This is a genomic window from Pseudanabaena sp. BC1403 (assembly GCF_002914585.1).
Classification (GTDB): Bacteria; Cyanobacteriota; Cyanobacteriia; order Pseudanabaenales; family Pseudanabaenaceae; genus Pseudanabaena.
In genome coordinates this window covers 239,906-264,687 of the sequence record NZ_PDDM01000003.1, presented here as the reverse complement: position 1 = coordinate 264,687, position 24,782 = coordinate 239,906, and the positions used below count along the sequence as shown (strand labels likewise).

Genomic DNA, 24,782 nt, shown 5'->3' with positions numbered 1-24,782 from the left:
GGGGATCGTTTGGGAATCTTTTTAGAGCCACGTCACCGCCATGATGCAATCGGAAAATCTTCGTCAACGTGCCGCCGTCTTGGGTTTGCAAGTCTTTAGCAAGCGCTCAGCCGTGCGGCTTGGCATAGTCACCCAAATCTGGCTAGATGTCGATCAGAGGCGAGTTGTCGGTATGACCGTCGCTGAGCGCTTCGTCCCAGGAACACCGATTGGCATTGGTGACACATTCTTCATGTCCCTCGATAACATTGACCTGCTGGGACCAGATGCGATTTTGGTAGATGACGAATCGATCCTCGAAGACATCTTGATTACCGAGCGCTACACCAGCCTAATTAACAACGAGGTCGTCACTGAGTCTGGCGAATTACTGGGTAAAGTCAGAGACTTTAAATTTGAGCCTGAGACAGGTAGTTTACAGTTTTTAATCGTTGCATCCATCGGCAATCCGATTATTCCAGCGAGTTTAATCAGTACCTATGAGCTGGATGTGAATGAAATCATCGCCGTAGGACGCGATCGCATCATCGTCACCGAAGGCATGGAAGATCGCATGACCCAACTTAGCAAAGGATTGCTAGAGCGTCTAGGACTAGGTAAAGCACCTTGGGAAGACGACTTTGATGATGATTACATGCCACCATCGACAACAGTTCGTGACAATGCCCTGTCATCAGGTACAAGAAGCACCTATTCTCCACCACCACAGCAGCAACGCCCCGTCTATCGCCAAGAGCAATCTTGGGATGATGGCGACAATTGGGCAGAAGAGCGTGTCCCTGCTAACCCACCGCAACGTCGTCAAGCCAGAGCCGAAGCTCGTCCTGAGCCATCGCGCCCGATCGCACCACCACCATCGTCGAGCAACAACTATGATGACGACTACGATGATTTTGAAGATGATTATCTAGACTCTAAGCCTAATTTTCGTAACGAAACCCAACAACAAATCCGTGATGCTTGGGGTGAAACCAAGATTCCTGACAAGTCCAAACAACGCATTCCCGAAGAGGAATTTGACGAGATCTAATGCTACCCCGTGACCTCCTTAATCATGTAGAAAACAGAGAAACGATTAGCCGACTATTGGATTTAGGCGATCGCGCTATCCAAACTTGGGAAGTCGTGTGCAGCGATTTTTTGTCGCCGCCCGAAGTTGCTGAGGCATTGCGAGTATTTGGCAAAATGACCGAGATCCAATGCATAGCATGGGGCGGTTACGAGCAAGCCGAACGCCAAAGATTAGCGATCGCTCGTAGTGAGTTGCCCCTTGATATATCAATGGTCAGCCTCACACCGATCTCGATCTCTGGTAATTTTTTATTCGACACCGCCACCCATCGCGATTTTCTCGGTGCTTTGCTGGGCTGTGGCATCGAGCGCCAAAAGGTCGGCGATGTGAATGTCTTGGGTGAAAAAGGCGCACAGGCGATCGTTGTACCTGAGTTGTTGGAATATTTGCAACTCCATTTCACTCAAGTCCGCACAGTTCCCGTTAAGGTAAATGCCATCGATTGGGAAGAACTCAAAATTCGCATACCTGTAACAAAAGAACTCACTTCCACTGAAGCTTCCTTGAGATTAGATGCGATCGCCTCTTTTGGTTTCGGAATGTCGCGCAGCAAAATGGTGGACTTGATCAACGGCGAAGATGTGCGCGTCAATTGGAAGACTATATCTTCGCCCAATTTTCAACTCAAAGCAGGTGACCTCATCGCGATTCGTGGCAAAGGACGAGTCACGATTGGCGAAATTATGATTACTAAGAAAGAACGTTATCGAGTGCAAATGACGCGATCGGTTTAATACAAATCAATTCCAGCAAAAAGTAGAGGCAATTCATCAATTGTAGAGGCTCTTTTGCGATCGCTTACAAGCCATACAATTCCTTAAACCAAGTCACAAATTTCTGAGCGCGTGGATGCTGTGGATCAAGAATTTTCTCCATTACTGCTTGGTGCAACTGCCGCCCTGGGGGATTTTGCCAAGCTAGCCAAGTGTAAATGTTGGCTTTGTCAATCTGAAATTCTGTAAATTTTGCTCCTTGAGTTTTGGCTACTTCAACTGATGATTGAGCAAACTGCCATAACATCTCGGTTTCATTAGGAATCATATATGCCAAGAACGTTTCGAGCATACCACTCTGTTTATTATCTGGCATCATCCAAATACCAAACTTAATTCCATTAGGAGCGTCACAAATCAACCCATTTTCTGGTAGATCTGCGGGTAAATCAGGAACACTTTTAAGACAGGCATTTCTGATGCTTTGCCAACGATCTGATGGTTTTTCATCTGCATCCACCACAATACCAAGTGCGGAACGTCCCGATTCTTGTAGCTCTGTAGCAATCAGATCGGGGTCGCTTAAATTTGAGTAACCAACGTTATCGCGAATGTAAACAATAGGATTTTTCTTTGTTCCCCAATCTATGCCACTTGCCTCGATTAGTTCTGGAATGACTCGAACTTCTTGTACGCCTTCTACCAGTAGAACGTTCTTATGAATTAAAGCCATTTCTACCGCACCTCAATATTGCGTTCGGCTGCGATCGCAATTTGTCGCTCTGTGAAAACAATACTGTGTGGCTTTCCTTTCTCAATTCGATGAATCGTAATCCCATCTTCACTAGGATTTTCAGCATTCGCAATATCCGCTAAACTCTGCCAGCAGTCATTACTATGGGTAGTCGCAAAAATCTGTACATTAAGGCGTTTTGCAGTTTCCCAGAGCATTCTCCACATATCAGACATCACGGTAAAGTGTAGCCCAGTATCAATTTCATCAATAAGTAAAACTCCATTTTTTGCATTTACAATCGCAAGAGCGAGTCCTAACATTCGCCACATCCCATCACCCATGCTACCAATAGGGATGCGCTTATTCTCGTCGAAAAATTGCACAACAAAACCACCACGCGAGCCTACGTAGCGAAACCTTACTGAACTAACTATTGCGATTCGTTTGATTCGAGGTTCAATGATTTGCAGTGATTGAGTTACAAGATCTTCCTCTGATGTTAGTACCAATTCGTCAAATAACTCGATTGCTTCTTGTGTGTCGAGTGAAGACGAATTTACAAATTGGATATTTGAATTTGGCTCAGCTAAGCTTTTTCTGAAATATTGCATTTGGAGTAAATCGGAAGAGAGGACTCCTTCTTTGGAAAGTTTGAATGGTATATCAGTAATATTGTTAGCCCCTTTGATACATAAAGTTGGTGATTCTATATCTGAGTTTAGTGTTTTTATATCCTCTACAGAAAGAACTACTTCAATTGGTACATTATGATCATTTACTCCTCTAATTGAAAATTGACTACCAAAATCAATTTTGTGATCATAAAAAAGATGACGAATTACTAGGTCTCGCTCTTGATTCTCTTCATTAAAGATATATTCACTTCGACCAAGAATGATATTGTCTAATACACCAACATTGGCGGGTAAATTTAGAAGTAATTGAATTGCTTCTAAAATAGAAGTTTTGCCACTGTTGTTAGTACCAACAATGAGATTTAACCTTCCTAGTTGTTCCATCTCAAAGAATGGGAAGCAGCGAAAATTTTCGATTTTGATAGATTTCAACATAATTGGTTACTAGGCATATAAGTAATCGTGTGTAGGATGGGTTAGCGATCGCGTAACCCATCATCGTTTAATTGTATAGATGCGTTACGTTACACTAACGCATCCTACAAATAATGAAGCTTTCCTACTTATAACTTTTAATCCATTTAAGCACTGAAATACTTAGCCGTAGGATGATGCACGATTAACGCCGTGGTTGACTGTTCGGGATAGAGTTGTTCGCTCTCATCCATGACTAAATCAACGCGCTTCGCATCGAGCAAATCTAAGAGCTTGAACTGATCCTGCATATTCGGACAGGCGGGATAGCCGAAACTATAGCGGGAGCCATGATAGCGCTGCGCTAGAATATCGCGAATATTATCAGGATCTTCCGCCGCAAAACCTAACTCGCTACGAATGCGAGTATGTGTCCATTCCGCAACTGCTTCCGCCATCTGCACGGCTAGACCGTGGAAATAGAGATAATCGGTGTATTGATTAGCTTTGAATAGACCTTGAGCAAACTCAGTGGCGATATGTCCAACCGTGACCGCTTGCAATGGCATCACATCTATAATTCCTGACTCCTTGGGTGAGAAGAAATCGGCGATACAAAGGCGACGCAGCGACTTTTGGCGGGGGAAGACAAACGAGTTTATTGGCTGGGCTGCGTGAATATCATCAATGTCTTTGGGATCGTAGAAATAGACCGTATTGCCTTCGGCTAGCACAGGGAAATAGCCATAAACCGAAGTCGGGGCTAGTAACTTCTCATTGATAATGCGCTCTTTCCACGTTTCTAAAATTGGATAGACTGTCTCTTGCAAAAATGCATCATATTCCTCACGAGATTGATCTTGCGGCTTGCGGAATTGCCATTGACCTGCGATTAGAGCTTGCATATCTAGATTCCAGAATAGATCCTCAAAAGGAATATCATCACCTTGGAGAATCTTGGTTCCCCAGAAAGGAGGCTTGGGGCGAAGAATATCAGTATCTACGGCTTCAGAACGCACGATGTCCAGATATCGTTCAGCAAGTAGCGCTTCTTTTTTGGCTTTTTCCTCTTCACTAGAAATGCCGTCAATAGCATCAGCCGACAAATCTTCGATCGCTAGATCTTCATCCAAAAAGCCTTTAGCATCTTCCCATTTGCCTTCCAACTTCGCGGGCATATACTTGTCCATAAAGTTGAGGTCAGAGAAGGCATCTTTGCCGTATACGACACGCCCGTTATAGCTATTCTGACAATCTTGATAAACGAATTTTGGTGTCAGCGCGGCTCCACCGAGAATCACAGGCACAGTAATACCTCGGCGGTTAAATTCTTGAAGGTTATCTTTCATAAAGGCAGTGGACTTGACGAGTAATCCACTCATGGCGATGCAGTCAGCTTGATTTTCCTCATAGGCTTTGATAATATTCTCAACGGGCTGTTTGATGCCGATATTCACGACTTTGTAGCCGTTATTAGAGAGAATAATATCGACTAGATTTTTGCCAATGTCATGTACATCGCCTTTGACTGTGGCAATCAAGAACACGCCTTTATTCGAGCCTTCTACTTTCTCCATGAACTGCTCTAAGAACGCAACTGCCGACTTCATTGTTTCCGCAGATTGCAATACAAAGGGAAGCTGCATTTGACCAGAGCCAAATAATTCACCGACGACTTTCATCCCATCAAGTAAGAATTGATTGATGATCACCAGTGGATCATATTTTTGCATGGCTTCGGTGAGCGCATCATCTAAACCAATGCGATCGCCATCAATAATATGATTTTTGAGTTGCTCTTCGATGGAAGTGTAAGCTTTATCGACCTTGATACGCTTGCTTGATACCCCTTCAAATAATGTTGTGAACTCACCGAGCGGATCGTAAGTGCAAATGTCGCCATCAAACTCGCGCTCATCATAGATCAGTTGCGTCGCTACTTCTTTTTCGCGATCGCCAATTCGATTCAGCGGTACGATTTTACTGGCATTCACAATGGAAGAATCCATACCCACTTTCATTGCTTCATTCAAAAACACAGAATTGAGAACTACTCGTGAAGCAGGATTTAAGCCGAAGGAAACATTAGAAACACCAAGCAATACATGGGTTTCTGGCATTGCTTCCTTAATGCGGCGAATTGATTCGATGGTCTCGGCAGCATTTTTGCGATCTTCGGCAATACCTGTGGAAATTGGCAGAGCAAGCGTATCAAAGAAGATCTCACTGGCTGGCATACCCAGTTCTTCCGTTGCTTGTTTGTAAGCACGGGCGGCAATCTCAAACTTCTTATCGGCAGTCCGTGCCATACCATCTTCATCAATTGTGCCGATGACGATACCAGCGCCATATTGCTTAGCGAGGCTAACCACCTTGCAGAAACGCTCTTCGCCATCTTCATAGTTAGTGGAATTAAGAATACATTTCCCACCCGCGACTTTTAGCCCAGCTTCCATCTTTTCCCATTCGGTGGAGTCCAACATCAGAGGTAAAGTCACGTTAGTTACAAGGCGCGAAACCAGTTCATGCATATCGCGCACGCCGTCTCTTCCCACATAGTCCACGTTCACATCGAGAATATGTGCGCCTTCCTTAACCTGCGATCGCGCGATCGCCACCAATCCATCCCAATCTTCTGCATTTAATAAATCGCGAGTTTTCTTAGAACCGCTAGCATTTAATCTCTCACCGACAATTAAGAAGGAATTATCTTGAATATAGGGCTGAGAGCTATAAATGGAAGCAGCTGAAGGCACGACTAGAGGCTCACGGAGTTTGGGTTTGAGGGTCTTCGCTGCATCAGCTAATGCTTTAATGTGAGCAGGTGTAGTTCCACAACAACCGCCAATAATTTGAATGCCTAAGTCTTCAACAAAATGTTTTAGATGATCGCGCAGATCGTCAGGAGTGAGACGATAAAATGCCTGTCCACCAACGTTTTCGGGTAGTCCCGCATTGGGGACACAAGACACAATAAAGGGAGAATGAGCGCTCAGATAACGCATATGCTCGGTCATCTGATCTGGTCCCGTCGCACAGTTCAGCCCCAATACATCAATATTGTAAGGTTCCAGAATCGTCACTACTGCGGAGATATCAGAGCCAACTAGCATTGTGCCAGTAGTTTCCATTGTCACGGAAACCATTACAGGCAGACGGACTCCGCGCTTTGCAAAAAATTCTTCGATCGCACTTAATGTAACTTTGATTTGCAGAATATCCTGACAAGTCTCAACCAGCAATAAATCTGCACCGCCATCGTACAGCCCTTCGATCTGCTCGATAAATGACTGCTTCATCGTATCGAAATCAATATGCAGCAGGGTCGGCAACTTGGTCGTTGGGCCAATCGAACCCGCCACAAAACGAGGCTTTTCTGGTGTCGAAAATTCGGCAGCTACGGATTTGGCTAGCTCAGTTGCTTTTTTACTGAGTTCATAAGCCATATGCCCAAGATCGTATTCATTCAAAACGATCGATGTGCCGCCAAAGGTGTCAGTCTCGATCACATCGGCTCCCGCTGCCAAAAAATCACGATGAACTGTGGCAACTGCCTCAGGTTTCGTCATCACCAGATACTCATTGCAGCCCTCATACTCCGCGCCACCAAAGTCCTCGGCGGTGAGATTTTGTACTTGCAAGTTTGTACCCATCGCACCATCAAATACAATGACGGGGCGATCGCTGCTGTGAAGACGTTCCAGAAACAGACTGGTCATTCGATCTATACCTAAGCTAACAAAGTGACTCTAGCTGCTCATTATATCAAACTATATTGAACAGGAAGTTTTTACATTAGAGCGAAACATGAGAGAAGAATTAAGGGAGATCACAAGACGATCGCTAATTGAGTCTTGCGTGATCTCGCGGATAGACATGTATTTGAGGGTTTCCCTTCTACTAATGCACGGGTTTGTCGAGATCGCAGGTCTTGCTCAGAAACATTGTGTTGTTTTAGGCAAAGTTTACAGATTAATAGGGATTTGAATAATAAATTCAGTTCCCTTACCAACACTAGAAACACAAGATAATCGTCCCTTATGTTTTTCGGTGATGATTTGATAGCTAATTGCCATCCCCATACCTGTACCTTTCCCTACAGGTTTAGTCGTAAAAAATGGATTGAAAATTTGCTGCTGAATTGCTTCGGGAATACCAGAACCATTATCAGCGATCGCAATCTCGACATGGTTATCATCAATTACTTGGGTTAGGATTTTAATGCATGGTTGGCGATCGCATATATTTGATAGCTGTGGGCTATTCTCTCTAGATGCAGATTCTTCTATGGCATCTATGGCATTTACTAAAATATTCACAAAAACTTGATTTAGTTGACCAGCATAACAATTTACTAAGGGAAGATCGCCAAACTGTTTAATGATCTGAATTCGTGGAGAATTAGAGTTTTTCTGAGGTTTGATGCGATGCCCAAGAATTAGCAATGTATCTTCAATTCCTTGATGAATATCAATTGCCTTTAATTCAGCTTCGTCTATATGAGAGAAGTTTCTGAGGGAAATTACAATCTCGCGGATGCGATGCGTACCAACTTCCATCGACTTAATAATTTTCGGCAAATCAATTTTGATAAACTCTAGATCAATTTCTTCGGCTTTACTTTCTAGTTCTAAATTCACTTTCTCGGAGCATTCTTGGATCAGTTCCACAAAGGCTAACAGGTTGATCACATAGGTATGTAAGTGCCTGAGATTGCCATGAATAAAATTGACAGGATTATTGATTTCATGGGCAATACCTGCAATAAGCTGTCCCAGTGAAGACATTTTCTCAGCCTGTATCAGATGAACTTGCATTTGTTGAAGATCCGTTAAGGCTTGTGCCAATTCGCTATTTGCCTTTATCAGTTCAGCAGTGCGTTCCGCAACTTTCCCTTCAACATTTGTGAGCATTTCTCGTAATTGATTATTTGCTTGTAATAGTTCTTCAGAACTTAAATCTAGCAACCGCTCAATCATCCGATATTCAGCATCATACTGAACGTAAGCCTCATCTATGGCTTTGAGAAAATTTTGCCATTCCAAGGGAATACTATTTAAGTCGTTTAAGTCGCCAGTGAAACCACTCAAAGTTTGACTTAAATATTTTTTTAATTGACGTTGGAGTAGGCGATGCATGGGATTTTAAGGCAGGTTAACGCTCTTGAAAAGTTGTAATCGTCATGGTTTGATTATGAAGTTCGCTGCGATCGCCAAAAGTCTCAGGAGCGATTTCACCATAGGAATAAAATCCAGTCAAAATAGTTGTTTGTCCCAGCATTTCTTGGACACCCTCTACTTCCTCCTCAATGCGCTGTTTGAGTACCAATTTACGCCCAACACAACTAATTAAAATTGCCAAATCTGGAGAACCAGAAATATTAATCAAACTATTCTCGGCAGCCGCGATCGCACCATCAACTAACCGATCAAAGTTAGCTTGCATCAACTGTACAACACTACCTTCTGGCACATCACCTGCAAATGTCAGGTTTTGCTCAACTTCATCTACAGCTAAAATTGTCCGCACGACTGCGCGATCGCCAGTTTCGTTATATAAACTAAGGGGGAAGAGCAGTCCCGTTGCAGGTAGTCCCGAAGCGTACTCACCCAAATATTTTTTGTAGAGTTCTAAAGCGGACACACCATCAAGTTCATATAACACATTTCCTTTAGATTTAGTTACCATCCTTTTTGCCCCAAAGGTAGTCCAACCGCCTAGAGAACCATACCCAATTTTGATGCGATCGCCATATACGCCAATTGCCGCAACTAGCTCTTTTTCGACAATTTCATTCCAAATTACTAAGGTTTCTTGAAATCTCGAACCATCACCCGCCAGACCACCTGTAATTGTTACGGACTCTGGTAATTGCGATCGTAGTCCTGAAATTAAATCACTACCATTGACGCATAATCCATCAGACAGCAGAAATAAGTGTACTAATCCTTCTGTATCAAAGGTTTGCGCTAGCTTCGATCCCACCACAAAACTATTTTCTGATTCTTCTACCCGCAGATAGTTTCCCTTAATTTGAGTGTGTTCAAATTCGATCGCCGTGGCAACAATTGTCCCATCAATAACTTGAGTGTTACAAATTTCTCCTGCGGTAGAACATCCCAAAACAATCGCGTTGGGGTACATTTCCTTGAGATATTGAAGAGAATTTTCGGCTTTTAAAACTGTTCTTTCCCCAAACACCAGTACTAAATTTGCAGATAATTTATTCTCAGGTGACTTACTTTGCCATCCTTGAGCTATATCCCAGCACAATTGTTCTATCTTCATGATATTTTGACCTTAAAAACAACAACCAATTTTTTTGCGTTTCGGATTTAGCTATCATATCGGTTATGTCTCAATTGCACGAACAAACAAAAAAATAGCTCTGTCATGGGTTAACCCCACGGGTTTGTTAACAAAGCATCAGGTGAAGCTAGATTTTAATTATTGCGGTATCTCGCAAGGCGATCGCGAATAGAGCCTTGCGAGATAAAATCAGCGATCGCCGCTTTTAAAGAGACAACTCTACTAACGGGCTATCAGTTTGTTTGTTTTTAAAAATATGTGTAATTTGCAATTGGAAGATTTAGGCAAGCTAAGCAATCACTCCTCATCTCTTTGCATGAATCTAGAGTATTTAGCAGAAGGGATGAGGTAATACAAATTCATAATTAAAAAGACTTGCTGCTAGTGAACAAGGAGAGTAGTATTATGCGTCGTGAGAATTTGTGAAGTAATCAGCTTCTTTGATGTGAGGAAAATTTATGAAAACTTTTTTATATTTATTTTTGTTAGGTCTAACAGTGAGTTATGGGGGTACTGTCTTAGCTGAGCCAATCGCTTCACCCTTGGCTACTTCCAAATCCACAAATCCAGTTGCCAAAACACCTGTTAGTTCAGCGAGCAGTGATTCAAATGAAACACGTCAAATGCTTAATGAGCTGGATCAACAAAAACTCAATTATCCTCGCGCTCCTCAAAATATATCCCCAAGCAAAACTCAAGCGGTAACCCAACCGACAGCGCAGAATGTCACTTCGATATCACAACTATCTGACGTGCGCTCCACAGACTGGGCTTTTACAGCTTTACAGTCTCTGGTTGAGCGGTATGGTTGCATTGCAGGCTATCCCGATCGCTCGTTTCGTGGACAGCGCTCCATCTCGCGATATGAGTTTGCCGCAGGTGTAAATGCTTGCCTCGATAAAATTAATGAAATTATTTCCTCTGGACTTGCCGATAAAGTCAGCCAAGAAGACCTCGCCGCTCTCAAAAAATTGCAAGAAGAATTTGCGGCTGAGTTAGCCACCCTCAGAGGTCGCGTAGATGCTTTGGATGCAAAGACCGCAAAACTAGAATCACAGCAGTTTTCAACGACGACCAAACTATATGGACAAGCTATCTTTGGTTTACAGGGGCGCTTTGGTAACACCGCAGATTTAAATCCTCGGAATGGTGTTAAAGATACTCGCGATCCTGCGGCGACACTTACCTATGGATACAGTTTACAGCTAACTTTGCTGACCCAGCTCAGCGATCGCGGCTACTTAATCACAGGTTTACAGTCTGGAAATCTGAATACAGGCGCAGGATTTAGCAATGCTCCATATTTTCTCAACGATACATTTACGCGCTTAGGATACGAGTCGGATACTGGTAATCGACTTTCATTGAGTGATTTATCCTATCGATATCGAGTTAGCGACAATCTCGCCTTGATTGTGGGGTCACAGGGTGTGAATCCAATCACAGTATTTCGTGGACCAAATCGTTATGAGAGTGCTGGACAAGGGGCAATTTCGGCTTTTGCTCAACGCAACCCCATCCTTGGTTTAGGAAATACGCAAGCGGGGCTTGGTATTGACTGGCAAATTAGCGATCGCGCTAGCTTACAAGCAGTTTATTCAGCAGGCAACGGCTTTGATAGCGCGGCCAACCCCACAGGTAGCGGTGGCTTGTTTAATGGACCTTCGACAATTGGCGTACAGTTAGCGATGATTCCTGTTGATCGCCTTGATACCACGCTGTATTACCTCAATTCCTACTCGACCAATGCGCTTTTGGGGACTGGCGTGGGTGACAACATTATTGGTTCTCTTGGCTCACGACTATCAACCAATGCTTTTGGAGCGAACCTTTCGTGGCGGGCTAGTCGAAATTTGATCTTGGGAACTTGGGGTGGATACACTACGACAAATGTACTAGGTGCAGGCTTGTCTGGCACGGTTGAAACCACAAATTGGATGGTATATTTAAATATGCCCAATCTGTTATCCGAGGGTGATTTGGCGGGTATTTATGTAGGTCAACCACCCAAAATTACTGGTAGCACTATCAGCTTAAATGGTGTCCCTGCTTTAAATTTGCCTAGCGCCATTTCAGGCACTGGGGGCGTATTTGGAGCGCAACCCGCTAGTACAACTCACGCCGAGCTTTTTTATCGTTTTCGTGTCTCCAATAATATCAGTGTGACCCCTGGGATTTTGTTTCTGTTCAACCCAGTTAATACCAGCAGCAGTGACATGATCACGGTTGGTACTTTACGTACTACCTTCTCGTTCTAATACCAATATCCAAAATTGTGACGACACTTTTGGATATTAAAGATCAAACCCAGTAAGGATTCTTAGAGCATGTTTGAGAAGTCTCTTAATTTAGCGTAAATTTCTGCTTTTACCCCCCTTAATCCCCCCTTGCAAAGGGGGGAAACTCAGATCCTCCCCCTTTACAAGGGGGAGTTAGAGGGGGTAAAAACTTCTCAAACACGCTCTTAAAGCAAAAAATGGCGTAGCCATTTTTTGCTTCGGTATAATTTTATTTTAATTAATGGAGAAAACATGTATAACTCATTAATGTTGAAAATCTCGGCTGTGGCAGTGGCGACAGGTACAGCAGTGATGCAAATGCCATCCGCCGAAGCGCAGACGGTGGCAGTACCTGTCTCTGGTGGTGGCTTTGTGGTTCGGTACGACACCAACCCATGGGGCTCCAATGAATATGTTACTACTCCAACCTTTGTTACTCCAGTTGGCACTATTGCGGTAACGGGTACTCCTGATCTTCCTGTTTGGCAAGGTGGAATTTCGATCAATTTAACCGATACCCCAATTGGGGTCAATATCGAGAACATCAATGGCAGTGTTTCTCTCAATGATGGTAGAAATGCCGCACTTGTTAACAGCTCAGCATTTTTGCAAGCGATCGCTAAAGTGACTGTGGGGAAAACATCCTTTTCCCCTGACGAGCCATTGTTTGGCGCAATCACAGAGATTACAGCAAACTTCCGCAGTGGTTCAGTCAATGTGCCGCAGTCTGCATTTAGTCCATTGCCCTCACCCCAATTTGTGATTCCGATTACAAATGGAACGTTTACACTCAATATCCCTGATAACCAAGCCGCATTTCCTGAGATTACCTTCAATAGTGTAATCACACCACTAGGAACCGCCAATCTTACCTTTACATTTCCTGCATCGGTTCCATGCGAATGTGGATCTTTCATTCCTATTGCTAGCCCAGCAGATATTAGCGTTGTCGTAAATGGCACGATTGCGCTAAGTGATGGGCGCACTGCCAATATCAATAATCGCCTTGTCACATTTCAAGCCAATGCCAAAGTCACAAGTCCAGATTTCAGCGTCTATACTGTTGCGGATGTTCCTGAAGTTCCTTTTACGGTTTTAGGTGACTTTAGCAACTTTAATCTCAGTATCTCGCCCTCTGATATTACCTCTCCCGTTGTTGTAGCGCCAACTTCGCTGCCAACCTTCCAACTTACCCAGTCTTCAAATCCGAATCTAGTTCCTCTGGTCATTCCTGATCTGGATGATTCGCCTCTTTCTAAGAGACGTTTTTAGAAGATTGAGAACCAGCTTATAAAGGTCGAAGAAAGACGTAGTTACAGCAATTACCGATCAAACGAATCACAAGAAAAAAATTTGAAAGCGTTGCTTCGCAACGCTTTCAAATTTTTTTCTTGGTTTGGGTTTGAGCGCAAAGCGCTGCAAAGCTAAAAACTGGTGTGGGAAACAAAATATTCCCTTCCATTGTCCAAACTGGATTAGCTGCCATAAAAATTATTCACACCAAATTCAGACAAAGTTAATCGCTATAATTTTCATTATGCTCTGAGAAGAAGAAAGCAGTGCGAAGCGCTGTCTTTTTCTTCTCGGAGCATAACGACAACTATTCAAGTTGCGATCGCGTAACAGAGAATACTGAAAAAATTAATGTTTAGTAACACAATTGTTAAATAAATCCAAAATTTTGAATTCAAATGCCATCAGTCTTCACTAAATTGGACAGCAGATAGAAGATAAGAAATAGGATCGCAGGAAATGAAATTCGAGACACCCATCCAACAAGCCTGTTACGAAAAGATTCAACCTTGGCTAAATGACTTGTACGAAAATGTCTATTCGCCGCCCTACGATATGCCTGTATTTGTCTTACCCCTCGGATCAGCAACAGCAACTGTTGAAGTTTTACCTTGGGGAAATACAGAAGCAATCATTTCTACTTGGTCTTATGTAGTTACAGGAGCAGAAATCACTCAAGATCTGCTGAAATTCTTGCTCAAAAAAAATTCTGAGATGCAATTTGGAGTCTTCAGTATTGATGATGATGGTGATATTCGTTTTCATACAACCTTAGTTGGCTCCACCTGCGATCGCAACGAATTACAGACCTCAGTATCCTCCGTCCTTCAAACCGCTGATAAATACGACGATGCGATCGTTGCCTCATGGGGGGGCGAAAGAGCTTTAGAGCGAAGTCTGTAAATTATTCGGTAAACTCGCGGTAAACTCTAAGAGGTTTTAAGTAAATGGTAATTTACAGTCGTGAATTTTCAATCAGAATCACAACAAGACTGCTATCAAAAAGTAGCTGATTGGCTGCCCGATATTTGCGATCGGATATCCAATCCTGTTAGTGATAGCCCAATCTTTAGTTTGCAGTTCGGCTCCGCAACTGTGCTTGTGGAGATTCGACCCTTTCGTGAAGCAGAATCCGTTATTTATATTTGGGCATATGTGGCGACAGATGTAGAAGTTCGTGACGAACTAATGCTCTATTTGCTTAAACAGAATGATGTTTTTCGTTTTGGCGGCTTTAGCATGGCTGATGAAGGAGATATCAGATTTCATGTGACTTTGCTCGGTAGTTCTTGCCAACAAAATGAATTTAAACTAGCCTTAACTGAAGTGCTAGAAAGTGCTGATCATTATGACGATCTGATTGTGCAGCGTTGGGGTGGACGCAGAGCCGCAGATGGTTTGTTTGATATTTAAGAGACCACCAGTTCAATGTTTTTACCTTTAGTTCAATCTAGCCGCGATCGCCATCCAAAACATCTTGCTGAAGTTGTGGCAACTTCCACGACAGAGTTTCTCGCTCAGTGTCTTGAACCTGACAACTTAGATTTTCCACTGATGCCATCTTTTGGTAGTTGGGTAAAGTCGCAACAGGATGAGAATAGCGAAGTTATTACCTATGGCGTGGTTTATCATGCGACAACAGCCCCAATTGATTCTGTTCATCGTGCGGTGGCTCTAGGTTTGAGTCTACAAGAGTTACGCGAACAGCAGCCCCAAATTTTCGCAATGCTCCGTTCTGAAATTAAAGTTATACTATTAGGCTTTAGTTCTGTTGGCAATATCTATCAACATCTACCTTCACAACCTCCTCAAATCCATCAAGCCGTATATGGCTGTGAAGACTCAGAAATTGAGAACTTTACAGAAGAGTTGAATTTTATCAGAACCTTAGTCCAGATGACCAATGCACCTGTCGATGAACTAATTGCGGCGGTATTACGCAATGTCTATCAAGTGAGAAAATGCGATCGCAATTGGCTAGTTCAAGCAGGACGCAAGCTCAGCATTCTATTAAAGGATGATTATGATCGCCTCGGCGCAATTTTAGGACAAGTCCATCCTTAAAAAGGAAAAAGGAAAAAGGAAAAAATTTGTAGGGGTTAAGCATTTGCGCCACAATTTTGAAACTTCTCACAAAAAATCTCAATTCGCAAATGCTTAACCCTCTTCGCTCTCGCCAACAAATTGTGACTGCGTTGTGAGGTTTGGGCGCATTCACCTATTAGTTGTGCTAACCACAAAAAAGTCGGGGATCTGAACTATGGGGAATAGGTGATTTGGGATTTTGGTTATATTTTTTGTAACGACTATTTACTTTTCGGAATATCGCTTTATGCTGTCTGGTATGCGATCGCAGGTTTCGATGTAAATGCGAGGATTTTGGCTGTGAATAAGGTTTTTGGTATTGCGCTGTTGACCTTTTTAGCTTGTGGTCAAGTGCAGATAGTGATGAGTGAGAGCGTCCAAGCGCAAACAACACAAGATCGCAAAGCGGAAGCAGATCGGCTTTTGAATTTAGGTGGTCAGCAATACAATCTCAGCAAGTTTGAGGCAGCATTCCAGTCATGGCAACAAGCTCTGGCTATCTATCAGGACATTAAAGATCGACAGGGTGAGAGCAGAGCACTGGGAAATCTGGGTGTCGCTTATGAGCTTTTCGGTAAATATGACAAATCAATTGAGTACCAGCTACAAAGATTAGCGATCGCGCGGGAAATCAAAGATCGACTGGGTGAAGTACAGTCGCTGGGAAATCTGGGAAATGCTTACTTTTCTCTTGGTAAATATAACAAAGCGATTGAGTACCAACTGCAAAGCATAGCGATCGCAAGGGAAATCAAAGATCGGCGGAGTGAAGGACTATCGCTAGGAAGTCTGGGTATCGCTTATGATGTTCTCGGCAAGTATGACAAAGCAATTGAGTACCAACTGCAAAGCTTAGCGATCGCAAAGGAAATTGCCAATCGACGGGGTGAGTCGAATTCATTGGGAAATCTGGGTCTCGCCTACTATGCACTCGGCAAATATGACAAAGCAATTGAGTACCAACTCCAAAGACTAGTGATTGTGAGGGAAATCAAAGATCGTTGGGGTGAGGGACAGGCTCTAGGCAATCTGGGGTTAGCTTACGATGCGCTCGCTAAATATGACAAAGCAATTGAGTACCAACAGCAAAGATTAACAATCACGCGGGAAATCAAAGATCGGCTGGGGGAGGGGCAGGCACTGGGAAATCTAGGTATTGCTTATTATGCCCTCGGTAAATATGACAAAGCGATCGAGTCTCAACTGCAAAGATTAGCAATCATTCGAGAAATCAAAGATCGGATGGGCGAAGGACAAGCACTGGGAAATCTAGGTATTGCTTACTCTGCCCTCGGTAAGTATGACAAAGCGATTGAGTACCATCTCCAAAGCTTAATGATCGTTAGGGAAATCAAAGATCGTCGAGGTGAAGGCTCGGTGCTGGGCAATTTGGGAAACGCTTATGATGCCCTCGGTAAATATGACCAAGCGATTGAGTACCAGCTCCAAAGCTTAGCGATCGCGCTGGAAATCAAAGATCGGCTGGGCGAAGGAAATTCGCTGGGAAATCTGGGAAATGCTTTCTATACTCTGGGTAAATATGACAAAGCAATTGATTACCAACTGCAAAAATTAGCGATCGCAAGGGAAATCAAAGATCGAAGAGGTGAGGGGCAGACACTAGGGAATCTAGGGCTCAATTACTCTTCTCTCGGCAAATATGACAAAGCGATTGAGTATCATCTCCAAGGTTTAGCGATCGCGCGGGAAATCAAGGATCGTAGTGGTGAGGGGCAGGAGCTAGGTAATCTGGGTATTGCTTACTATTCTCTTGGCAAATATGACAAGGCGATTGAATATCATCTCCAAGGTTTAGCGATCGCACAGGAAATCAAAGATCAACAGGGCGAGGGGCAGGCTCTAGGTAATCTAGGCATTGCTTATTTTTCGCTTGGTAAATATGACAAGGCGATTGAGTACCAACTCCAAAGCTTAGCAATCAAGCAGGAAATCAAAGATAGAAGGGGTGAGGGACAGTCGCTAGGTAATTTAGGTATCGCATATTATGCGCTCGGCAAATATGACAAAACGATTGAGTACTATCTCCAAAGCTTAGCGATCGCGCAGAAAATCAAAAATCGCGAGGATGAAGGAAAGTCTCTCAATAATCTCGGCGTTATCTTTACCAATCTTAGTCAAACTGAACTTGCCATTCTATTTTACAAACAATCTATAAATGTTACTGAATCGATTCGCAAAGATATTCGTAAGCTCAATAAAGACGAACAAACTTCTTATTTGGAAACTGTCTCTAGCAGCTACAAAAGGTTGGCTGGTTTACTCTTAAACCAAGGTCGCATTATGGAAGCTCTTCAAGTCCTCGATCTCCTGAAAGTTCAAGAACTCGAAGACTATCTCAAAAACATTAAAGGTAGCGACAGATCGGCACAGGGCGTGAGGATTTTAGAACCAGAGAAAGCGATTAGCAATAAACTGTTAGCGTTTAGCTTTGACAATAGCAAGGAAATCAATAGCCAACTTGCTAATCAGATTCAGCAACTTCCCAAATCAGAAATCAACAAAGTTCCTGACTATCTCAAACAAATTCCACAGGGAACCGTATTACTCTATCCATTGATTTTAGGTGATCAACTACAAATAATTTTCTTCTCACCCAACAGCCTCCCCATCAGTCGCACCGTCAAAATCTCCAAAGCCAAGCTCGAATCATTGATCAGTGAATATAGAGCAGGTCTGCTTGATGCTGGTTCTGACGATGTCAAAGATGCTTCTCAAGCTCTCTATGATGTGCTGATTAAACCGATCGAAAGTGAGCTGGTTACTGCCAAAGCTAAAACCATTCTTTATGCTCCCGATGGCATACTACGCTATGTTCCCCTTGCTGCTCTCTATGACGGCAACCAATGGCTAGTTGAGAAATACCGTATTAGTAATCTGATCGCCTACAGTCTCTCCGACTTTTCAGCAAAGCCAAAAACTCAACCAAATATACTCGCAGGAGCATTTGGTGGTAAGGCGGGAGAGCGGAGATTTGGACAGAATGCATTACCTGCCACTCTCACAGAAGTTCAAGCGATCGCTAATTCATTTACCAATTCAGTTACCCTCACCGAAAACAATTTCAGTCGCCAAGCGATCGAGTCTAAATTCAAAAATCATAATGTGCTGCACCTTGCTACCCATGCTGAGTTTAATACTGGTACACCTGATAACTCCTTCATCATCTTCGGCAATGGTGACAAAATCCGTCTGGGTGAAATCGCGGATTGGAAAATCCCGAATCTGGATTTGATTGTGTTGAGTGCGTGCCAAACGGGAGTTGGGAAACTCGGCGATGGTGTGGAAATCTTAGGCTTTGGCTATCAAGTCCAGAAGGCAGGTGCAAAAAATGCGATCGCCTCGCTTTGGAAGGTCGATGATGCTGGGACACAGGCTCTTATGGCTGCTTTTTATCAAGAGTTACAGAAAGGTGATGTTGATGTTACTGAAGCTTTACACAGAGCGCAAGTTTCGCTAATTAAATCATCTAATTTCAACCATCCTAATTACTGGTCAGCTTTCTTTGCGATCGGCAATGGACTGTAAAAAAAGGAAAAAGGAAAAAGGAAAAAGGAAAAAGGAAAATTTTTTTTACCTTTCCTTTTTTTCTTGAAAAAGTATTACCGATCGCTAATCGCAGCGATATGCGTAAATGGTGGCGGTAATGCTGCGCCCCACAGGGGATTGATGAGTTGTTGTAATTTGTCTCTATCACCGATCTGTAGGGGTTAAGCATTTGCGCCACAATATTCAAACTCCTCACAAAAAATCTCAATACGCAAATGCTTAACCCTCTTCGCTCCCGCCGATAAATTGTGGCTGCGTTGTGAGGTTTGGGCGAAGCATTACCGTTTGATAATTGGGGTGATATGCATAAATGGTGGCGGTAATGCTTCGCCCCTACGGAGAATTGGTGGATTTTGGTTATGTTTTTTGTAACGATTGCCTGTTTTGGGGAATATCACTTTATGCTGGCTGGTGTGCCACTGTGGTTTTGATGTAAATGTGAGGATGTGGACGATGAATAAGGCGATCGGTATTGTAATGTTGGCTTGTTTGTCTTGTTTACCGATGTCCATCATAATCATTGAAAGTATCCAAGCTCAAACATCGCAAAACTCCCAAGCAGAAGCAACTCGACTATTAAGGCAAGGAAATCAGTTATATCAAGCCAGTCTGTATAGAGACGCTATTCAAACATGGCAGCTAGCTTTAGAAATCTATCGCACTATCAAAGATCGTAAAGGCGAAGCAACTATACTCAATAATTTAGGTACTGCCTACGAAAACTTTGGACAATATCAGAAAGCAATTGATTTCTATCAACAATCTCTAGCGATCACAACCCAAATCAGCGATCGCAAAGGGGAGGCAATGGCACTCAGTAATTTAGGTGGCGCATACGATAGTCTTGGACAGTACCAGAAAGCGATAGAACTCTATCAGCAAGCCTTAGCAATCCAAAAGCAAATTGGTCATCGCTATGGAGAAGCAACGTCACTCAATAATTTGGGATTAGCTTATAACAATATTGGGCAGTACCAGAAAGCAATTGAATTCTATCAGCAAGCCTTAGCAACTCAAAAGAAAATCGACGATCTCGAAGGGGAATCAATATCACTCAATAATTTAGGACTTGCGTCCGACAATCTTGGACAGTACCAAAAAGCCATTGTTTTCTATCAACAATCCTTAGCAATTAAAAAGCAAATCGGCGATCGCAATGGAGAGGCAAGATCACTCAATAATTTGGGAGCTATATACAAAAATCTTGGGCAATACCAGAAAGCAATAGACTTCTATCAGCAATCCTTAGCGATCAAAAAGCAAATTGGTGATCGCGATGGTGAAGCAACGTCACTCAATAATCTGGGACTTGTATATGACTATCTGGGACAGTACCAAAAGGCGCTTGATTTTTATCGGCAGTCCGTAGCGATCGCCAAGCAAATCGGTGAGAGCAGTATTGAAGCAAGATCACTCAATAATTTGGGTGCAGCATATGAAAGGCTTGGACAATATCAAAAGGCAATTGACTTCTATGGACAAGCTTTAGAAATGCAGGAGAAAATCGGTGATCGCCAAGGCGAGGCTAAGTCAATTAATAATTTGGGTGTTGTCTACAAAAATCTTAGACAGTATCAAAGAGCAATTGATTTACATCAGCAGTCCTTGGCAATCAAAAAACAAATTGGCGATCGCCAAGGTGAGGCAACATCACTCAATAATTTGGGTGTTGATTTTAATCAGCTTGGTCAGACTGAAATCTCGATTCTCTTTTATAAGCAATCTGTTAATGTATTTGAGTCTATTCGCCAAAGTCTCAAAGGTCTTAGAGAAGAAGAACAGCAATCTTTTACCAATACCATTGCAAGTAGCTATCGAAACCTTGCGGATCTCCTTCTCAAGCAAGGTCGCATCATGGAAGCTCTGCAAATCCTCGATCTTCTCAAAGTCCAAGAACTTGAAGAATATTTCAAAAATATCAAAGGTAGTGACAGATCGGCTCAAGGTGTCCGACTTTTAGAACCAGAGAAAGCGATTAGCGATAAATTGTTAGCGGTTAGCTTAGACAATAGCAAAGAAATCAATAGTCAACTTGCTAAACAGATTCAACAACTTCCCAAATCAGAAATCAACAAAGTACCCGAATATCTCCAAAAAATTCCTCAAGGAACAGCTTTACTTTATCCCTTGATTTTAGGCGATCGCATAGAAATCATCCTCTTCTCACCCAACACCATCCCCATCAGCCGCACCGTCAGAATCTCGCAAAAAGAACTAGAAACCCTAGTGATTGATTTTAGAGCGGGTCTCCTTGATTCTGGCTCTGAAGATGTCAAAGAACCTGCGGCAAAACTATACAAATTACTGATTAAACCCATCGAAGCCGAACTCACCCAAGCCAAAGTCACCACAATCCTCTACGCACCCGATGGCATCTTGCGCTATATTCCCCTTGCAGCAATCTATGACGGCAAACAATGGCTAGCAGAGAAATACCGCATTAGTAACCTGATCGCCTACAGCCTCTTCGACTTTGCCCCAAATCTAAAAACTCAACCCAACATCCTCGCAGGAGCATTTGGCGGCAAGGCTAACGAGAAAAAGTTTGGACAAATTGGATTACCTGCCACACTTATAGAAGTTCAAGCGATCGCAAATTCATTTCAAAACTCAGTCACCCTCATCGAAGATCAATTTAGCCGCCAAGCGATCGAAGCCAAATTCAAAAATCATAATATTCTCCATCTTGCCACCCATGCGAAATTTAATGTTGGTGTACCAGACAACTCTTTCATCATTTTTGGTAATGGTGACAAAATTCGATTAAACGAAATTAGCGATTGGCAAATCCCAAATATAGACCTGATCATTCTTAGTGCCTGTCAGACAGGAATAGGCAAACTCGGTGATGGTGTAGAGGTTTTAGGTTTTGGTTATCAAGTCCAAAAAGCAGGAGCAAAAAATGCGATCGCCTCGCTTTGGTCAGTCAATGATGAAGGTACTCAAGCGTTAATGGAAGCATTTTATAGCGAACTCAAAAAAGGCGATATCTCACCCACTGAGGCTTTACATAGAGCGCAAGTTGCTCTGATTAAATCTCCAAAATACAATCATCCTAATTATTGGTCAGCATTTTTTGCGATCGGCAATGGGCTGTAGCAATCAGGAATAAATTTTTATCTTTAAAGTAAGAATTGCAGCTATATAGCAATGATTAAGTTGGAACAGATCAAAGCCCAAAGGGGATGCAGAGAAAAGCTCCATATCCTCTTTGGGCTTTGTGATCGCAAAACAATTTCGTTACTAAATTTGTAACCAGCAAAAATTGAAACGTTACTTAGAGTAAATTGAAGGTAATAGAAATTTGAGGCTTCTCACATGCTTAACCCATCAAACCTGCGAATTTTGGCAATTTGTTCTGTATTGGTTGGCGGCATTGTTATTGCTAGTTTTGCTCGTTCAACTGCGTCATCAGCTACTGCCAATCGTTTAAGCGAAGAGAAGCTCAGGAATAACTCTACAGAGACCATATCCTCAGTACCATCAAGACCTTATATCCCTCAAAACTCGGCTGTATCGATCGCCATCAACCAGAATGGGAATATCCGCAGAGCCGACCCTAGGGGATATATCAATGTAGGTATTCGAGAAACCTACAAGATTGAAATTAACTCACCTAACTACACCAGTGCAGTTAGCGTAAAAATTGATGGTGTTTCCATTATTGATGGGTTAATCTGCGATCGCTCTGTCATCTTGGAACGTCCTCGTGCGATCGCGAAGCAGTTTATTGTTTTAGAAGAAGGGAATCCAGGACTAGATCGAGATGGCGGCATTAACAACCCTGATTTAGGTTTAATTGAAGTCACATTTAAGCCAATTAAACGCCGAGCTGCGATCGCGTTAGAGCCATTACCTAGAACTCAAGAGTTTCCTCCATCAGCTTCAGCCCCGTCCAGAGACGAAGCTTCCAAATCGAGAGCCAGTGAAAATCGCAGTAATGCCGTTGGAACTGGTTTAAGTGGTAGTTCCTCTCAAGATTTTGTGGCTACTAATGAGTGGGTAGAAGCCCCAGAGATTGCTCCTACTTACACTAAAAAATATCGATTAATAGGGCTGCGTGCGCCAGATCCTGTAACGCTACACAACATGAATCAAAACAGACCATCAGAAATTACCGAGCCAGCCCCACCCAGACTTTAGAGAAAAAAGTTGCGCCACAAAGTGCCGCAACTTTTTTTTGGCTTTTTAGACCACTATGGCAACGCCATTTTGAGAATTAGTATTTCAAGCGCTATGCTATTGGCAAATTCCTCCTAAGAACAATATGCGATCGCCACTAGCCTTATTGCTGACGGCTTTACTGGTTATCGGTTTTAGCCAAACTACTACACTAGCCATAGACCGAGCTCACGCACAATCAGAGCAAACGCTTGACAACAATGTCACCAATAAAGTAACACCAACCACAGTCCCTATTCAGGCAAACCCCGCACATACGCTTGACAATGACTATGGCAATCCAAATTTAAAAGCGGGAAACCCTAGCAAAGCAAAGCCTGACGTTGCTAATGCCGATAACTATTTGATGCTCAAGCCTGAGTATGTGCTGAGCTATAGCAAAAGTCGCAACATAGCAAACTGGGCTTCATGGCAATTAAATAAATCATGGATGGGTGAGGCAAAGCGTCAAAACAATTTTCGTCCTGATCCAGCTTTACCTAAGGGATGGTATCGGGTAGTAACTACTAACTATGGCGGATCAGGGTTCGATCGCGGTCATCTCGTTAATTCTGAAGATCGCGGTCAATCGGTGGAGGTTAACTCCTCGACTTTTTTGATGACGAACATCGTGCCTCAAGCACCCGATAACAACCAAGGCGGATGGGAAAAGTTAGAAAGCTACAGTCGTAAGTTAGCTAATCAAGGCAAAGAGCTTTATATCATCGCTGGTGGCTTTGGCACTGGTGGAGAAGGCAGCAATGGTGTTGTTTCTCAGTTGAAGGGCAAAGTCTCTGTGCCTGAAACCATGTGGAAAGTGATCTTGGTTCTCGACGATCCCACCAAAGGTTTGGCAGGTGTAACCGCTAGTACGAGAACGATCGCTGTGCTTATGCCGAACAAGCAAGGACGCAACAATAAGTGGCAAGATTTTTGCGTATCGGTTGATGATGTTGAAAAATTAACAGGCTACGACTTCTTTTCCAATGTGCCGCCCGATATTCAAGAGCAAATTGAGTCAAAGAAAGGCTGTTAGGTTTCAATAACTCTAGTTTTTAAGCCCACTAGATCTCGCCCGATCGCACCAACGATATAAACATCGATCTCGATTTTGCCAAGGCGAAATACTTGGACATTTTCTAATGTGGCGATCGCAGCTTGGAGATCGCGAAACCTTTGCGCGATCTCTCGATCTTCATCTTCAAACCAATCTTCATCGGTGACAACGGGCGCAAAGAAATCTTCTAAGGCGATCGCTTCGATGGGCGTTTTCGTGGGTTTACCCGCTTGAGTCAGGATAGTTTTACGGTTGAGGGTTGCCGATTTCCAAGTGAAAGGTTCTAGGGGATATTCGGACTCGCTTGGGAATAGCAAACCTTCGGAGAGTTTAGTGATGCGATCGGTGATTTCTTTGGAAGTCATCAGTGTGGTTAATTTCTTATGCTATGACCATACTGCGATCACTGTGCTAAATTTTCAAATTATTTGGCTTAGACTGCATATTCATACATTATGCTC

18 protein-coding genes are annotated in these 24,782 nt (G+C 43.1%); 11 read left to right on the top strand and 7 right to left on the bottom strand.

Annotated features, from left to right (window positions below; genetic code table 11):
* Positions 1–40 precede the first annotated feature (40 nt).
* Both CQ839_RS04930 and CQ839_RS04925 read left to right on the top strand, forming a co-directional pair.
* The gene (locus tag CQ839_RS04930; protein ID WP_103667162.1) at positions 41–1,030 is read left to right on the top strand and encodes a PRC-barrel domain-containing protein; all 990 of its coding nucleotides are present in this window, start codon (positions 41–43) and stop codon (positions 1,028–1,030) included.
* Positions 1,030–1,806: a photosystem II S4 domain protein gene (locus tag CQ839_RS04925; RefSeq protein WP_103667161.1), complete on the top strand. Its 777-nt coding sequence runs from the start codon at positions 1,030–1,032 to the stop codon at positions 1,804–1,806. Before CQ839_RS04930 ends, CQ839_RS04925 begins: the two co-directional genes overlap by 1 nt.
* Before the next feature lie 64 nt (positions 1,807–1,870).
* On the opposite strand, the gene CQ839_RS04920 is transcribed toward CQ839_RS04925, so the two are convergent.
* The 5 genes from CQ839_RS04920 to CQ839_RS04900 form a co-directional block, all read right to left on the bottom strand.
* Complete coding sequence (locus tag CQ839_RS04920) at positions 1,871–2,518, bottom strand: DUF3226 domain-containing protein (RefSeq protein ID WP_103667160.1); 648 nt, start codon at positions 2,516–2,518, stop codon at positions 1,871–1,873.
* Positions 2,519–2,520: 2 nt separating this feature from the next.
* Positions 2,521–3,591, bottom strand: coding sequence for an ATP/GTP-binding protein (locus tag CQ839_RS04915; protein ID WP_103667159.1), 1,071 nt, complete (start codon positions 3,589–3,591; stop codon positions 2,521–2,523).
* 146 nt (positions 3,592–3,737) lie between these two features.
* Positions 3,738–7,289, bottom strand: a complete 3,552-nt coding sequence (gene metH, locus CQ839_RS04910) for a methionine synthase (protein WP_103667158.1) — start codon at positions 7,287–7,289, stop codon at positions 3,738–3,740.
* Positions 7,290–7,535: 246 nt separating this feature from the next.
* Entirely contained in the window at positions 7,536–8,708 is a 1,173-nt protein-coding gene (locus CQ839_RS04905; RefSeq protein WP_103667157.1) for a sensor histidine kinase, read from the bottom strand.
* Between the two features lie 16 nt (positions 8,709–8,724).
* Positions 8,725–9,858, bottom strand: coding sequence for an FIST signal transduction protein (locus CQ839_RS04900; RefSeq protein ID WP_103667156.1), 1,134 nt, complete (start codon positions 9,856–9,858; stop codon positions 8,725–8,727).
* A gap of 479 nt (positions 9,859–10,337) precedes the next feature.
* Between CQ839_RS04900 and CQ839_RS04895 the strand changes: the two genes are divergently transcribed.
* From CQ839_RS04895 to CQ839_RS04870, 6 genes are all read left to right on the top strand, one after another.
* Positions 10,338–12,137: an iron uptake porin gene (locus tag CQ839_RS04895; RefSeq protein WP_219817720.1), complete on the top strand. Its 1,800-nt coding sequence runs from the start codon at positions 10,338–10,340 to the stop codon at positions 12,135–12,137.
* A gap of 273 nt (positions 12,138–12,410) precedes the next feature.
* Positions 12,411–13,430, top strand: a complete 1,020-nt coding sequence (locus tag CQ839_RS04890) for a hypothetical protein (protein ID WP_146048696.1) — start codon at positions 12,411–12,413, stop codon at positions 13,428–13,430.
* 480 nt (positions 13,431–13,910) lie between these two features.
* Positions 13,911–14,354, top strand: coding sequence for a YbjN domain-containing protein (locus CQ839_RS04885; protein WP_103667154.1), 444 nt, complete (start codon positions 13,911–13,913; stop codon positions 14,352–14,354).
* A 60-nt stretch (positions 14,355–14,414) separates the two neighbouring features.
* Entirely contained in the window at positions 14,415–14,864 is a 450-nt protein-coding gene (locus CQ839_RS04880; protein WP_103667153.1) for a YbjN domain-containing protein, read from the top strand.
* A gap of 15 nt (positions 14,865–14,879) precedes the next feature.
* Complete coding sequence (locus CQ839_RS04875) at positions 14,880–15,515, top strand: HAS-barrel domain-containing protein (protein WP_103667152.1); 636 nt, start codon at positions 14,880–14,882, stop codon at positions 15,513–15,515.
* 207 nt (positions 15,516–15,722) lie between these two features.
* Entirely contained in the window at positions 15,723–19,082 is a 3,360-nt protein-coding gene (locus tag CQ839_RS04870) for a tetratricopeptide repeat protein (RefSeq protein ID WP_103667151.1), read from the top strand.
* A 299-nt stretch (positions 19,083–19,381) separates the two neighbouring features.
* On the opposite strand, the gene CQ839_RS25040 is transcribed toward CQ839_RS04870, so the two are convergent.
* Positions 19,382–19,618, bottom strand: a complete 237-nt coding sequence (locus CQ839_RS25040) for a hypothetical protein (protein WP_181016103.1) — start codon at positions 19,616–19,618, stop codon at positions 19,382–19,384.
* Here CQ839_RS25040 and CQ839_RS04865 point away from each other — a divergent pair.
* The 3 genes from CQ839_RS04865 to CQ839_RS04855 all read left to right on the top strand — a co-directional run bounded on the left by CQ839_RS04865 (position 19,608) and on the right by CQ839_RS04855 (position 24,300).
* Complete coding sequence (locus CQ839_RS04865) at positions 19,608–22,202, top strand: tetratricopeptide repeat protein (RefSeq protein WP_181016102.1); 2,595 nt, start codon at positions 19,608–19,610, stop codon at positions 22,200–22,202. The two genes, CQ839_RS25040 and CQ839_RS04865, sit on opposite strands and share 11 nt — an antisense overlap.
* Positions 22,203–22,421: 219 nt before the next feature.
* Positions 22,422–23,246, top strand: a complete 825-nt coding sequence (locus CQ839_RS04860; RefSeq protein ID WP_103667149.1) for a hypothetical protein — start codon at positions 22,422–22,424, stop codon at positions 23,244–23,246.
* Positions 23,247–23,370: 124 nt separating this feature from the next.
* Positions 23,371–24,300 (top strand): DNA/RNA non-specific endonuclease, encoded by a 930-nt coding sequence (locus CQ839_RS04855; RefSeq protein WP_103667148.1) that lies wholly within the window; start codon positions 23,371–23,373, stop codon positions 24,298–24,300.
* Here the strand turns inward: CQ839_RS04855 and CQ839_RS04850 are convergent.
* On the bottom strand, positions 24,297–24,686 hold the full coding sequence (locus CQ839_RS04850) for a nuclease A inhibitor family protein (protein WP_103667147.1): 390 nt from the start codon (positions 24,684–24,686) through the stop codon (positions 24,297–24,299). The two genes, CQ839_RS04855 and CQ839_RS04850, sit on opposite strands and share 4 nt — an antisense overlap.
* Between the last annotated feature and the right edge of the window lie 96 nt (positions 24,687–24,782).